General features: G+C 65.7%; 12 protein-coding genes. 4 read left to right on the top strand and 8 right to left on the bottom strand.

The window, feature by feature from the left end; all coding sequences use genetic code 11:
• Positions 1–35 precede the first annotated feature (35 nt).
• The 3 genes from KI242_RS05175 to KI242_RS05165 form a co-directional block, all read right to left on the bottom strand.
• A complete protein-coding gene (locus KI242_RS05175) occupies positions 36–503 on the bottom strand; it encodes a hypothetical protein (protein ID WP_244868166.1) in 468 nt (155 codons plus the stop codon).
• Complete coding sequence (locus tag KI242_RS05170) at positions 500–754, bottom strand: hypothetical protein (RefSeq protein ID WP_041774068.1); 255 nt, start codon at positions 752–754, stop codon at positions 500–502. The genes KI242_RS05175 and KI242_RS05170 overlap by 4 nt, the downstream gene beginning before the upstream one ends.
• 79 nt (positions 755–833) lie before the next feature.
• On the bottom strand, positions 834–1853 hold the full coding sequence (locus tag KI242_RS05165; RefSeq protein ID WP_011059327.1) for a Glu/Leu/Phe/Val dehydrogenase dimerization domain-containing protein: 1020 nt from the start codon (positions 1851–1853) through the stop codon (positions 834–836).
• 182 nt (positions 1854–2035) lie between these two features.
• Here KI242_RS05165 and KI242_RS05160 point away from each other — a divergent pair, with 182 nt between their 5' ends.
• From KI242_RS05160 to KI242_RS05150, 3 genes are all read left to right on the top strand, one after another.
• Positions 2036–2839: a transglutaminase family protein gene (locus tag KI242_RS05160; RefSeq protein ID WP_011059326.1), complete on the top strand. Its 804-nt coding sequence runs from the start codon at positions 2036–2038 to the stop codon at positions 2837–2839.
• Positions 2840–2911: 72 nt separating this feature from the next.
• On the top strand, positions 2912–3724 hold the full coding sequence (locus KI242_RS05155; RefSeq protein ID WP_053149049.1) for a class I SAM-dependent methyltransferase: 813 nt from the start codon (positions 2912–2914) through the stop codon (positions 3722–3724).
• A 56-nt stretch (positions 3725–3780) separates the two neighbouring features.
• The gene (locus KI242_RS05150; RefSeq protein WP_015634198.1) at positions 3781–4248 is read left to right on the top strand and encodes a GNAT family N-acetyltransferase; all 468 of its coding nucleotides are present in this window, start codon (positions 3781–3783) and stop codon (positions 4246–4248) included.
• A 13-nt stretch (positions 4249–4261) separates the two neighbouring features.
• Here the strand turns inward: KI242_RS05150 and KI242_RS05145 are convergent, their stop codons facing one another.
• The 4 genes from KI242_RS05145 to hmgA form a co-directional block, all read right to left on the bottom strand.
• Positions 4262–5629 carry an aromatic acid/H+ symport family MFS transporter gene (locus tag KI242_RS05145; protein WP_212805966.1) on the bottom strand — a complete coding sequence of 456 codons (1368 nt, stop codon included), beginning with the start codon at positions 5627–5629 and terminating at the stop codon, positions 4262–4264.
• A gap of 138 nt (positions 5630–5767) precedes the next feature.
• Positions 5768–6406, bottom strand: coding sequence for a maleylacetoacetate isomerase (gene maiA / locus KI242_RS05140; RefSeq protein WP_015634196.1), 639 nt, complete (start codon positions 6404–6406; stop codon positions 5768–5770).
• A gap of 12 nt (positions 6407–6418) precedes the next feature.
• Positions 6419–7723 carry a fumarylacetoacetase gene (fahA, locus tag KI242_RS05135; RefSeq protein ID WP_123473911.1) on the bottom strand — a complete coding sequence of 435 codons (1305 nt, stop codon included), beginning with the start codon at positions 7721–7723 and terminating at the stop codon, positions 6419–6421.
• Positions 7724–7726: 3 nt separating this feature from the next.
• Entirely contained in the window at positions 7727–9031 is a 1305-nt protein-coding gene (gene hmgA, locus KI242_RS05130; protein ID WP_011059321.1) for a homogentisate 1,2-dioxygenase, read from the bottom strand.
• A 167-nt stretch (positions 9032–9198) separates the two neighbouring features.
• Between hmgA and KI242_RS05125 the strand changes: the two genes are divergently transcribed.
• Entirely contained in the window at positions 9199–9993 is a 795-nt protein-coding gene (locus tag KI242_RS05125) for an IclR family transcriptional regulator (protein ID WP_011059320.1), read from the top strand.
• A gap of 10 nt (positions 9994–10003) precedes the next feature.
• Here KI242_RS05125 and KI242_RS05120 read toward each other — a convergent pair whose 3' ends face one another.
• On the bottom strand, positions 10004–12559 hold the full coding sequence (locus KI242_RS05120; protein WP_053156405.1) for a LuxR C-terminal-related transcriptional regulator: 2556 nt from the start codon (positions 12557–12559) through the stop codon (positions 10004–10006).
• Positions 12560–12694: the final 135 nt, after the last annotated feature.

Genomic DNA, 12694 nt, shown 5'->3' with positions numbered 1-12694 from the left:
TGAATAAGCCCTGTGCCCCTGGCACAGGGCTTTTTTCATGCCTGCGAAGGCAAGAGTGGCACTTGTGCGGTGGCCGGTTCAAGCGCTGTCGCCCCTGGCGGATCAGGCAATTCGATAGCGTTGCGATGCAGCAGGGAAGTGATCTTGCCCAGGAAGGCCAGGGGCATCTCAGTCGAGTCGCCATACAGGTCAACCATTCCCACCTCAACTGCGCTGTCAACGATGCAGGAGAACGCCTCGACCTCTTCAGGCGCTATCAAGGCGACAAGCTCCTGGGGCCAATCATCTCCGCGACCATTGAGTGCCAGCAGCGCCCCGGCTCTCTCCCACGCCAGTAGATCGCCCTTTGGCGGGTAGCCCTCAAGGTGCTTTATCAACTCATCGATGGACGGGTGAGCAATGCCTTTTCGTTCGCAGTAAACCGCCAGGCATGCCGCTGCGTACAACTGCAGTTGCCTGATGGAGCAGCCAGTCAATGGTGGGGCCATATCTGGCGCTGTCATTGCGCGACGTCCCAGACCCTGGAGCCTGCGGAACAAAAACCTGATGCGATATCCATGGCTTCCAGAATTCGGTCCTCCAGCTCTTCTGATGCGCCAGGGCGGAGTGATGCCAGATGCTTGTATACGGCCTCTGCGCAAAAGCCCTTGTCCCGGTATGCCACAAGAACATCACGAACCGCCTGAAAGTCCGCCCCCGCCCGCAACAGGCAGGACAACTGCTCATCCAGCCCGGTCTCCAGCGCTTCACGCATCGTCGATACATTCCTTGTCAGTGGGCACTTCGCAGCCGGATGGTACACAGAGCCTGGCCAAGGGTTAAGGCAAGAATGCCTAGCGGTACAGCACCCGTTCCGCCAGTTCATCGGCCACTCGCGCCGGGGAGCGCTTTTCGGCCTGGGCGTGGGCGAAGATTTCCGTCAGCCGCTGGCTGATCTTCGACAGGTGGGCGGTGATGACCGGCAGTTCCGTGTTGCGGTGCTTGAGGGACACATAGATCAGCCCCCCGGAATTGATCACGTAGTCCGGCGCATAGAGAATCCCGCGGCGCTCCAGTTGATCGGCCACCTGCAGGTTGGTCAGTTGATTGTTGGCCGAACCCGCCACCGCCGAGCAGCGCAGTTGCGCCACGCTGAGGCTGTTGAGCACCGCCCCCAGGCCGCAGGGTGCGAGGATGTCGCAAGGGGTGCTGAGCAGAGAATCGTTGGCGATGGGATGGGCGCCCAGTTGCTCCATGGCCAGTTGCACCTTGCCGGCATCGATATCACTGACCAGCAACTCTGCCCCGGCAGCGTGCAACTGCTCGGCCAGGGCATAGCCGACGTTGCCCAGCCCCTGGATCGCCACCCGCAGGCCTTCCAGGTTGTCGCTGCCCAGGCGCGCCATGGCGGTGCTGCGAATGCCGGCGAACACTCCCATGGCGGCATGGGGGGCCGGGTCGCCCGCGGCACTGGTGCTGGTGACGTAACGGGTCTGCTGGGCGATGCAGTCCATGTCGGCCACCGAGGTGCCGCTGTCGATGGCGGTGATGTAGCGCCCGTCCAGTTGCTCGACGCATCGGCCGAAGGCTTCGAACAGGGCGGCGCGGCTTTCCACATGGGCGGGGCGGATGATCACGGCGGTACCGCCCCCCTGGGGCAGGCCGGCCAGGGCGGCCTTGTAGCTCATGCCCTGGGCCAGGCGCGCGGCATCCGTCACGGCACTGCTGTCGTCGGGGTAGGCGAGGTAACGACAGCCGCCCAGGGCGGGCCCCAGGCGGCTGTCGTGGATGGCGATCACTGCCTTCAACCCGGTACAGGGGTCGACGCTGAGGTGCAGCGATTCAAGGCGGGTACTGTGCATGAGAGCGAACATCGACGGGCTCCCGAATCACTTCTTGTAGACGCCAGTATAGGCTTGCGCCTGGAATTTGCTGCGCCGCGCAGGAATAAGCCCCGGGGTTTTGCAGGCTTTGGGAAATAACCTGCTACCACGCATTTCAACACTGGACGAAGCTTCGTCACGAGGCTAAAACGAGGCATCCGTCGGAGATCGAGATGAACCCGCGCCAAGCTTTTTTCGCCTGTCTGCACCGCTCGCCACCCGCCCTGCTGGAAGCTGCCCTGTGGATTGCCGCCGAGCATGATCCCCAGGTGGTGCCCGGCCTGTTGCTGGAGGAGTTCAAGCAACTGCAGCAGCAAGTGGGCAGCAGCCTGCCGACGCTGCCGGCGAACGAGCTTGGCCAACCGCTGTTGCGCCGGCTCAACGACCTGGGTTTCCAGCAGGACGAACACCTGCCCCTGCGGCCCCAGGCGGCGCTGATGGACAAGGTCCTGGAGCGTCGGCGCGGCCAGCCCCTGGCCCTGGCCCTGATCGCTCTGGAACTGGCGCAGCGGCTGCAGGTGCCGCTGGCGGGGGTGAACTTTCCCGGGCACTTCCTGCTGCGGGTACCCGGTGCCGACCACCTGCTGGACCCGTGCGGCGGGCGCCGGCTGTACCCCAACGATTGCCGGGAACTGCTGCAACGCCAGTACGGCGCCCATATCAAGCTCAGCGCCGAGCACCTGGCCAGCGCCGAACCGCTGCAGATGTTCCAGCGCCTGTCACGCAACCTGCGCCAGTTGCACCTGTCCTACGACGACCACCTGGGGGCCCTGATCAATGCCGAACGGGTCCTGGAAATCGGCAACGGCAGCGCCGCCGACTACCTGGCCCGGGCCAGCCTCTACCAGCGCCTGGAATGCCCGAATGCCGAACGCTTCGACCTGGAGCACGCCCTGCTGCTCAGCGACGATCCGATCCAGCGCCTGCGCCTGACCGAACGCCTGGGGCACCTGCCGCCCAACACCATCGTGCACTGAATCCCCCGCGGTTCCGCGCCTGCCGTGCAACAATGCCCGCCGCCCACCCGCCTGCTGCAAGGATGAAAAAGCATGAACAGCGCCGAACGCTTCCTCCAGGATTTCCACCAGCGCCACCCCGGCACCACGCCACCGGCCTTCGCCGGGCTGAGCCTGGCAGGGCGTGGTTCCTCCTACGACATACTGGCAACCACCCTCAAGGCCCTGCCACCCGAGGCGCGGGTGCTGGACCTGGGTTGCGGCGACGGTTTCCTGCTCGACCTGCTGGCCAGGCACCACCCCACGGCACGGTTGCTCGGGGTCGACATGAGCGCCACCGAATTACAGGCGGCCCATGTGCGCCTGGCGGGCCGGGGCCTGCTGCTGGAGGAGCGGGCGCAAGCCCTTTCCCTCGCCAGCGCCAGCGTCGACGCGGTGCTTTCCCACCTGGCGCTGATGCTCATGAGCGATATCGAGCAGGTGCTGCAGGAGGTTCATCGAGTACTGGTCCCGGGCGGCCAACTGTCAGCGGTGGTCGGCCGGGAATTTCTCCTCGGGGAACTGGGCCAGCACTACCTGCAGGTGTTCCGCGCCGCCGCCCGACGCGACCACCTGGCGCACCTGCCCTTGGTGGACCCACGGGCGCAGTCGGAGGATGGCTGGCGGCAACTGCTGGACCGGCACTTCACCGCGCTGCACTTCGAAGACCTGGACCTGCCCTGGACGCCAACCTTCGAGGAACTCTGGGTTGCCCTTGGCGACACCTACGACCTGGATCGCCTGAGCCCTGCCAACCGCGCCAGGATGAAGCAGGAACTGCACGACGCCACCCGGCACTTGCAATGCGCCGACGGCACCCTGCCCACCGGCTGGGGGCTGTTGCTGATACAGGCCAGGGCCGCATGACAGCAGCGCTCGGGCTCTGGCAGGATGGGCGGCTAACCCCAGGGAACGGACACAGCATGCTCATCAGAAAAGCCCACGGCGCCGACGCACAACGAGTCTTCGACATTCGCAACCAGGCCATCAACCAGCAGTGCGCCGGCCACTACCCCGAAGCGGACCTCCAGGTCTGGACGGCTGGCGAACTGAGCGACTACTTCATCGAAGTGGTGGAAAACACCGGCCATGTCGCGGTCATCGACAATCAGGTGACCGCCAGCGGCATGCTCGACCTGGAGACCGGGCAGGTCGACGCGGTGTTCGTCGACCCGGCCTACATGGGACGCGGCATCGGCCGCAAGATGATGGAGTACCTCGAAGAACGGGCGCTGGAAGCCGAGTTGCCCCACCTGATCCTGGATTCGACCCTCAACGCCGCCGACTTTTATCGCCGCTGCGGCTTCGTCGGTGAGCGCATCGCCCAGTACCAGTCGCCCCGGGGCCTGACCCTGGCCTGCGTGCCGATGATCAAGCACCTGGCACGCTGAACCCCCCTGCCCCTCAGGACTTGAGCGGCGCCTGCCGTTGCGCGGCCGGCCCCGCCTCACCCGAGGCCGACGCCAGGGGCGAACGCACCTGGATGATCAACAACGCCGCAAGCAGGGCCGGAATCGCGCAGAAGAAGAAAATCTGCTGCACCGGAATATGCATCGCCAGCAGCATGCTGCCGAACAGCGGACCGAGGATCGAACCGAAACGCCCCACGCCCAAAGCCCAGCCGGTGCCGGTGGCGCGTACCTGGGCCGGGTAGAAGTTGCTGGCGAAGGCATTCAGGGTCAACTGGCCACCGATGATGCAGAAGCCCGCGGCAAACACGAACACCACCAGGTAGCGCGGGTTGTCGTGGTTCAACCCCAGTAGCACGGTGCACAGTGCGGCGGCGCTGAGCACCGCGGCCAGCAGGCGCACCTTGCGTTTCAGGCGGTCGGCGAACCAGGCCATGCAGATCGCGCCGAGGGTGCCGGCGAAGAGGAACATCGAAGTCACCAGGTTGGCCTGCCTCAGGGCCAGGCCACTCTCCAGCAGCAGCGTCGGCAACCAGCTGATCATGAAATACAGCAGGATCAGGCTGACGAAAAAGGTCGCCCAGATCAGCAAGGTCGGCCGTGCATAGCCATGGCGGAACAGCTCCAGCACCGTGAGCTTGCTGTCCACCTGCTCACCGCTGTTGAGCACTGCGGCCGGCGGTTGCCAGTCCGGGAGCATCTGTGCGGTGACCTTGCGCAGCCGCGCATAGGGCGGCGCGTCCCGCAGCAGGCGCGGCAGCGATTCGGGCAGGCGCCAGAGCAGGAAAGGAAACAGCAGCAGTGGCGTGATGCCACCGGCGAGGAACACCGCTTCCCAGCCAAAGCGATCGATGAACCCGGCGGCAACGAAACCACCCGCCGCGCCGCCAAAGGAGAAACCGCAGGCGGCCAGGGTCACCATCAGGGTGCGCAGGCGCGGCGGCGAATATTCGGACATCAGCGCCATCGCGCTGGGCATCGCCCCGCCCATGCCGATGCCACAGATAAAACGGGCGGCCATCAGGCTTTCAAGGGAATTGGCGAACACCATCAGCACCGTCAGGCTGGCGTAGATCAGCACGCAAACGAGCAGGATCCGGCGCACGCCAAAACGGTCCGCCAGGGGCGTCACCGCCAGGGACCCCAGGGTCAGGCCCAGCAGGTTGGCGCTGAACACCGGGCCGAAGGCGGCCTTCTCCAGCCCCCAGTCCTGGGCCAGGGCCGGCACCACATAGCCCAAGACCTGGGCGTCGTAGCCATCGGTGACCAGCAGCAAGGCGAGAAGCAACAAGAGCAACCACTGGTAGCGGGACACCGGGCGGGCGTCGAGCGCAGCACGAAAGCTGGCAATCTGATTTTGCATCGCAAGGTACCTGTTCGGTTTTTTATGGTTATGGGCAGCAGTGTTGCGCAGGTCACAGGCGGTGACCGCTCAGGCCCCGTTGCGGGGCCTGGATGATGCGGATGCCACGCTGCCCCGGATACCGGGCAGCGTGCAGGTTCAGGCTGGCGTATCCGGCTGGTTGGCCGGGTGCGCGGCCTGGAACGCCGGGTGCTCGGCGGCCAGGGCCGCGACCCGGAGGATCCGCGGATAAGCGTCCAGGGACACCTTGAAACGCTCGGCCGCATACAGCTGGGGAATCAGGAACACATCGGCCAGCCCCGGCTCATCGCCAAAACAGAAGCCCTGGTCGCCGATCAGTTGCTCCAGGGCCGCCAGCCCCTGGCTGATCCAGTGGTCGATCCACACCAGCAGTTGCGCTTCCTCATGACCCCATTCCCGTAGCAGGTTCTGGGTGCTGGAGTTGTGCAGCGGATGAATGTCGCAGCCGATGATCGCGGCAACCGCCCGTTCCCGGGCGCGGCTGACCAGGTCCGTGGACAGCAGCGGCACCTGTGGATAACGCTCCTCCAGGTACTCGATGATTGCCAGCGACTGGATCAGCAGGTCGCCTTCATCGGTCCGCAGGGCCGGCACCCGGCCCTGCGGGTTGATCTCCAGGTACTCCGGCTGGCGATTCGCACCGCCCTTGGGCACCAGCAGATTGACCGGTATGGCCTGGAACTCCAGGCCCTTGAGGGCCAGAGCGATGCGCACCCGGTAGGACGCAGTGGAGCGGTAGTAGGTATAGAGCTGCATGGGGGCTCTCCCTTAACGTGCTGGCTGGACCGTGCCACGGCATTCGCCGAAGCCGATGGAGGCGAAACCCTCACGGCTGCAACGCCCGCGCAGGATGATTTCATCGCCGTCCTCGAGGAACTTGCGCACCTCACCGGACGCCAGTTCGATGGGTTTCTTGCCGCCTTCGGTGATCTCCAGCAGGCTGCCGAACTGGCCGTTCTGCGGGCCGGACAAGGTGCCCGAACCGAACAGGTCGCCGGCCTGCAACTGGCAGCCGTTGACGCTGTGGTGCGCAACCATCTGCGCCACGGTCCAGTACATGTACCGGGTGTTGCTCAGGGTCAGGCGGTGTGCCGGCAGGCCCTGCTCGCGCATGGTGCGGGTGGTCAGCAGCACTTCCAGTTCGATGTCGAAGCCACCGGCGGCCTGGTCGCGCTTGTCCAGCAGGTACGGCAGCGGTTGCGGGTCGCCTTCAGGGCGCGGGGCCTGGGCCTGGCGGAACGGCTCCAGGGCCTCGGCGGTCACCACCCAGGGCGAAATACTGGTGATGAAGCTTTTCGACAGGAACGGGCCCAGCGGCTGGTATTCCCAGGCCTGGATATCCCGCGCCGACCAGTCATTGAGCAGGCAGAACCCGGCGATGTGTTCGGCGGCGTCGCCAATGGCGATGGGCTCGCCCATCTCGTTGCCCTGGCCGATCCAGATGCCCAGCTCCAGTTCGTAGTCCAGGCGCGCGCAGGGGCCGAAGGTCGGTTCGGACTGCCCGGCCGGCAGGGTCTGGCCCTTGGGCCGGCGCACGTCGGCACCGGAAGTACGGATAGTGGATGCGCGACCGTGGTAGCCGATCGGCACGTACTTGTAGTTGGGCAGCAGCGGGTTGTCGGGGCGGAACAGCTTGCCGACGTTCTGCGCGTGTTCGATGCCCACATAGAAGTCGGTGTAATCGTTGATCTTGGCCGGCAGGTGCATCTGGCAGTCCGCGGCCAGGGGCAGCAGTTTCGCCCCCTGGGCCTCGATCTTGCCGCGCAGGCTGCTGCCTTCGCCGAGCAGTTCCAGCAGGCGTTCGCGCAAGGCGACCCGGGCCGGGCGGCCGAGTTCGAAGAACGCATTCAGCTGGCCGCCACGGGCCGCCTGCACCGCAGCCTGGGCCTGGCCTTCGAACAGCCCGGCATCCAGCGCCGCTTCCAGGTCGAAAATCTGTTCGCCAATGGCGACCCCGCTGCGGGGCGCCGAACCCTGGGTGCTGAAGACGCCCAGGGGCAGGTTCTGCAACGGGAAGTCGGGGTGACCGTTGGCGGACTCGACCCAGCTACGGGTGATGGTGGGCAAGGTCATGGGTTATCTCCGATTCGGGTTGAAGGTGACGGGCAGCGAGGCCCAGCAAGCATCGTAGTCGTTCTGCAGCTCTGGGCACTCCAGGGCGAACTGGCTCGGGCGCAGCACCTGGCTGGTCTCGAACATGAAGGCCATGGTGTTGTCGATCTTGGCCGGCTGCAACTGGGCGTTGATCGCCTTGGTGCAGGTCTCGCCGTCCGGGCCGTGGGCGCTCATGCAACTGTGCAGCGACGCGCCGCCGGGCAGGAAGCCTTCGGCCTTCGCATCGTAGGCACCCTGGATCAGGCCCATGAACTCGTTCATCAGGTTGCGGTGGAACCACGGTGGACGGAAGGTGTTCTCGGCCACCATCCAGCGTGGCGGGAAGATCACGAAGTCCAGGTTGGCCAGGCCCGGCACGCTGGTGGGCGAGGTCAATACGGTGAAGATCGACGGGTCCGGGTGGTCGAAGCTGACGGTGCCAATGGTGTTGAAACGACGCAGGTCGTATTTGTACGGCACGTTGTTGCCGTGCCAGGCCACCACGTTCAGTGGCGAATGGTCGAGCTCGCAGCCCCAGAGCTCGCCGAGGTACTTCTGGACGAGCGTGGTGGGCTGGCGCAGGTCTTCGTAATGAGCCACCGGGGCCAGGAAATCCCGGGGGTTGGCCAGGCCGTTGCTGCCAATCGGCCCAAGGTCCGGCAGGCGCAGCGGCGCACCGTGGTTCTCGGCGACGTAGCCACGGGCTTGCGGGTCCAGCAGTTCGATGCGGAATTTCAGCCCGCGAGGCAGCACGGCGATTTCCAATGGCTCCAGGTCCAGCATGCCCAGTTCGGTGACGATGCGCAGGCGACCCAGCTCCGGCACCAGCAGCAGCTCGCCATCGGCATTGAAGAACACCCGCTCCATCGAGCGGTTGGCACGGTAGTGATAGACGCTGATACCCGCCGGCTTCTGCGCCGCCGAGTTGGCCACCATCGCCACCAGGCCGTCGATGAAATCGGTGGGCTCGCTTGGAATCTGCAGGGGGCTCCAGCGCAGGCGGTTGGGGGTGACCTCACCCAGGGGGCCGCCTGCCAGCTGGCGCGCAAGCTTGGCGAAAGCCGGGTGCTTGGCCGAGGGCTGGATGCGGTACATCCAGGTACGCCGGGCTTCGCTGCGGGTCATGGTGAAGGCGGTGCCGGAAAACAGTTCGGCGTACAGGCCATAAGGGGCTTTTTGCGGGGAGTTCTGGCCGACGGGCAGCGCCCCTGGCAGGGCTTCGCTGGCAAATTCGTTGCCGAAGCCCGATTGGTAGCTGAGGGCCGACGCCGAAGAATCGAGGTTCATGGAGCCTCCTGGAAGTTGGAATAGGCAGGGGCCCACCACTCCCTCACAAGAGCTATCGGCACGCCTGGGTTATTTTTATCGTAATCCAATTACGCATAACGTAATTTGATTGCCCAGGAGCGTCAAGCTATAAAGACCGCCACTTGTCACGGGACCCCAATGCCTCCATGGAAAAGCCGCGCAGCATCAGCGACAGCACCGGTAAACAGAAAGTCCGCTCGGCCGAGGTCGGTACCGACATCCTCAAGGCCCTGGCCGAACTGTCGCCGGCCACTTCCCTTTCGCGCCTGGCCGAACATGTGCAGATGCCGGCAAGCAAGGTGCATCGCTACCTGCAGGCCTTGATTGCCAGCGGCTTTGCCGAACAGAACAGCGCCACCAATCACTACGGCCTGGGCCGCGAAGCCCTGCGGGTAGGCCTGGCTGCCCTGGGCAGCATGGACGTACTGAAAGTCGCGACCCTGCCCCTGGCAGAACTGCGGGACGAATTGAACGAAACCTGCTTCCTTGCGGTATGGGGCAACCAGGGCGCGACGGTGGTGCATATCGAACCGGCGGTGCGGGCGGTGACCGTGGTCACTCAACTGGGCTCGGTGCTGCCACTGCTCAGTTCATCCACCGGGCTGGTGTTCAACGCCTACCTGCCACAGCGCGAAACCCTCGACCTGCGCCAGCAGGAACTGGCAACCGGCAGCCCCCACGCCCTGGCCGACAAGCAGGTGCACGATGCCCTGGCCGAGCAGATTCGCCAGCGCGGGCTGCACCATGTCCACGGTTTGCTGATGCCCGGTGTCGATGCCCTGTCGGCGCCGGTGTTCGATGCCACCGGCAAGATCGCCGCGGTGCTGACCGTGGTAGGGCCAACGTCGCTGTTCCACGCCGATGAACATGGGCCCGCAGCCCAACGTCTGCTGGCGGCCAGCTCTGCAGTGAGCTGGCGCATGGGTTATCAGCCGCAATAACCGCTAGCACTCAACTCATCAGCCCCAGGGCCTGGGCCTTGGCTACCGCCTGGGTACGCCGCTCCACCCCCAGTTTGCTGTGAATCCGGCGCCCGTGGGTCTTCACGGTATGCAGGGAAATGAACAATTGCTCGGCGATCTGCTGGTTTGAACAGCCCTGGGCGATCAGTTGCAGCACTTGCAGTTCCCGCAGGCTGAGCAGGCTTTCGCGGTTTTCCAGGGGGCCTGCCGATGACGGCGTCTGCAGCGTTTCCCCCGCAGCCAGCAAGAGTGGTTGCCGCAGGCGCAGTTCGTGCAGTGCCTGCGGCAGGTTGCATCGCTGCACCAGTGCCTGCCCCGCCTGCAATGCTTCCTGCGCCAGCGCCGGGTTGCCTTGCAGGTGGGCGACCTCGGCCAGGGCCAGTTGCACCTCGGCCTCCAACCCCTGCATGCCGTGGCGTTGGGCCCGGGCCAGCAGCCCCTGCAAGGTAGCGATCGGCGCCTGGGCCCGCCCCAGGTGCACCTCGGCCAGCACCAGCAGGTATTCGATCCCCGGAATCAACTCCAGGGTGGCCGGTGGCGCCTGTAGCGCCTGCGGGCCGCGAAAGTGCCGGAGCAAGCGGCTCAAGGCCTCCTGAGCCAGCTCCGGTCGCCCCTGTTGCAGCCAGAGCTGGCTGCTGACCTGCAACAGCACGCCCCGGTACACCGTGTCGGGAATCTGCCGCTGCTGCATCAGCCGCTCCGCATCCCGCAAGCGCACGAAGGCCTGGGCATAATCACCCTGGTTGGCCGCCAGTTGGGCCTGGCCGAGGAAACCATACAAGGCACGCTTGTCGTGGCTCAGCAGGCAATCCTCGAGGCCGCTGCGAAAGTAGCCGGCCGCCTGCTCTGCATGCCCCTGGCGCAAGGCCAGGCGACCGAGACGCAGGGCGATGCGACCGAGCAGCGGGGTCGCCCGCAGCGCCTGCATCGACAAGCGCTCACAGACCTGCTCCAGCAGGCTCTGGGCCCGATGCGGCGCGCCCCTTTGCTCCAGCAACTGGGCATGGTCCAGTTCCAGCAGGCCTTCGAACAGCTGGGCATCCTGGGCCCGGGCCAGGCACAGGGCTTCACGATTGAGGGCCTGGGCCACATCCAGCTCCGCACCCAGCAGGGCCTGCTGGGTCAGCCCCGACAGGCACAGCAGGCGGGTGGTCCAGGCGCTGTCCGCCAGCTCATCCAGGGCCTCGATAAAATGCTGCCGCGCCGCCGTCATCCGCCCGCTCAGGTGCAGCAGCCAGCCCTGCTGTGCCTGCCAGCGGGCCAGCAACTGACGCTGCTGCGCTGCCGAGGGCTGGGGGGCGAACCGGGCCATCTGCGCCATGCACTGCCCCGCCTGCTCGAAGCGCCCGGCAAACAGCATGGCCGCAACCAGCAGCCCCACCAGGTGCGGCGACACCAGCAAGAGTTCGCCACCGTGGCGCTCATGCAGTTGCAGCAACAGCAGCGCATTGTCCTGCTGGAACAGGAACTCGAAACTGAAATGCTCCAGCAGGCTGACCGCGACTTCATACTCTTCGGCCCGCAGCGCCTGCTCAAAGGCCGACTGCCAATCCTCCTGGGCAATGAACCACTGGCAGGCCCGGCGATGCCAGGAGCGCCCGCCCGGCCAGGCCTCGTCGCGCATCAGCCGGGCCAGCGGCGGAAACACCTGGAGCCAGTCGCCGCCACCGTCCCAGGGTTCGATGAAGCAGGCCATGTCCTGCAAGGTCCGCAGGTACTGGGCCCCCTCCCCGACGCCGAACAGATGCTCGCACAGCTCGGCGTTGAAACGTGGCAGGTGCGCCAGTACTTGCCAGACTTGCGCCAGCTCCGCCGGCAGCACGCTGAACAGCTCGTGCTCCAGGTACTCCAGCAAGGTATTGGGGCGCCCCGGCTTGCAGGGCTGAATCGTCAGCTCGCTGCCTTCCAGCAAGGCAATGCGCACCCCGGCGCACCAGCCGCCACTGCGTTGCAGAATGCGACTGGCGGTCTGCGCACACAGGGGTTGCGGCAGCCGTTGCAGCAGTTGCTCGATCTCGATCTGGCTGAATGCCAGTGCCGGGCCGTCCAGCTCGAACAACTGATCGTCCAGCAGCAGGCGTGGCCAGTTGCACAGGGGCCGGCGACGGCAACCCAGCCACCAGGTCAACTGCGGGTTGTCCAGGCTCAGCAGGCGATCGAGCAGCAGGTCCAGGTCCGCAGCCGCGACCCGGCAATAGTCATCGATGAAGATCCAGGCCGGCGCCTGCAGGTGCGCCAGGTGCTGCAGCACCGTGGCTTCGTCATCGCGTTCCAGCCCCAGGGCCTGGGCCAGGGCAGCGCACAGCCCCTGCGGGCTATGCCGCCCGCCGGACAACGGCAACCAGCTCACCCGGCAGGTCTGCGGTGCCTGTTGCAGGCACTCAGCCAGCAGCGCCGTCTTGCCGCTGCCGGCAGGCGCGCAAAGCAGCTTGACCCGCGCACCGGAGGCCAGCAACGGCGCGCTCAGGCGGCTGCGGGAAAAATGATGGGAGGACAAACGGGGCATGAACCCGGGACGCTCTGGACAACGAGTCATGGCGGTCATTGCGGCGTGCCTTTTTATAGTTTTAGCCAGCGTAGCCCCACCCTAGCCCCGACCTCCCGGCCAGTTGAAGAAGTATTCAGCAGGCTGATCAGCCCCCATAAAAAAACCGACCAGGCAGTCGGATAACTGCCAGTC

The sequence above is a fragment of the Pseudomonas sp. Eqa60 genome (genome assembly GCF_018326405.1).
In the GTDB taxonomy this organism is placed as follows: Bacteria; Pseudomonadota; Gammaproteobacteria; order Pseudomonadales; family Pseudomonadaceae; genus Aquipseudomonas; species Aquipseudomonas protegens.
Note: the sequence above shows the minus strand (reverse complement) of the source record. Positions and strands in the feature narration are given on the sequence as shown.

Bases quoted from the DNA above. Each gene is read 5' to 3' on its own strand.
- KI242_RS05155 (WP_053149049.1), top strand. From the start codon at position 2,912: ATGAACAGCGCCGAACGCTTCCTCCAGGATTTCCACCAGCGCCACCCC.
- KI242_RS05125 (WP_011059320.1), top strand. From the start codon at position 9,199: ATGGAAAAGCCGCGCAGCATCAGCGACAGCACCGGTAAACAGAAAGTC.
- KI242_RS05120 (WP_053156405.1), bottom strand. From the start codon at position 12,559: ATGACCGCCATGACTCGTTGTCCAGAGCGTCCCGGGTTCATGCCCCGT.
- KI242_RS05160 (WP_011059326.1), top strand. From the start codon at position 2,036: ATGAACCCGCGCCAAGCTTTTTTCGCCTGTCTGCACCGCTCGCCACCC.
- hmgA (WP_011059321.1), bottom strand. From the start codon at position 9,031: ATGAACCTCGATTCTTCGGCGTCGGCCCTCAGCTACCAATCGGGCTTC.
- KI242_RS05170 (WP_041774068.1), bottom strand. From the start codon at position 754: ATGCGTGAAGCGCTGGAGACCGGGCTGGATGAGCAGTTGTCCTGCCTG.
- KI242_RS05165 (WP_011059327.1), bottom strand. From the start codon at position 1,853: ATGTTCGCTCTCATGCACAGTACCCGCCTTGAATCGCTGCACCTCAGC.
- KI242_RS05145 (WP_212805966.1), bottom strand. From the start codon at position 5,629: ATGCAAAATCAGATTGCCAGCTTTCGTGCTGCGCTCGACGCCCGCCCG.
- fahA (WP_123473911.1), bottom strand. From the start codon at position 7,723: ATGACCTTGCCCACCATCACCCGTAGCTGGGTCGAGTCCGCCAACGGT.
- maiA (WP_015634196.1), bottom strand. From the start codon at position 6,406: ATGCAGCTCTATACCTACTACCGCTCCACTGCGTCCTACCGGGTGCGC.
- KI242_RS05175 (WP_244868166.1), bottom strand. From the start codon at position 503: ATGACAGCGCCAGATATGGCCCCACCATTGACTGGCTGCTCCATCAGG.
- KI242_RS05150 (WP_015634198.1), top strand. From the start codon at position 3,781: ATGCTCATCAGAAAAGCCCACGGCGCCGACGCACAACGAGTCTTCGAC.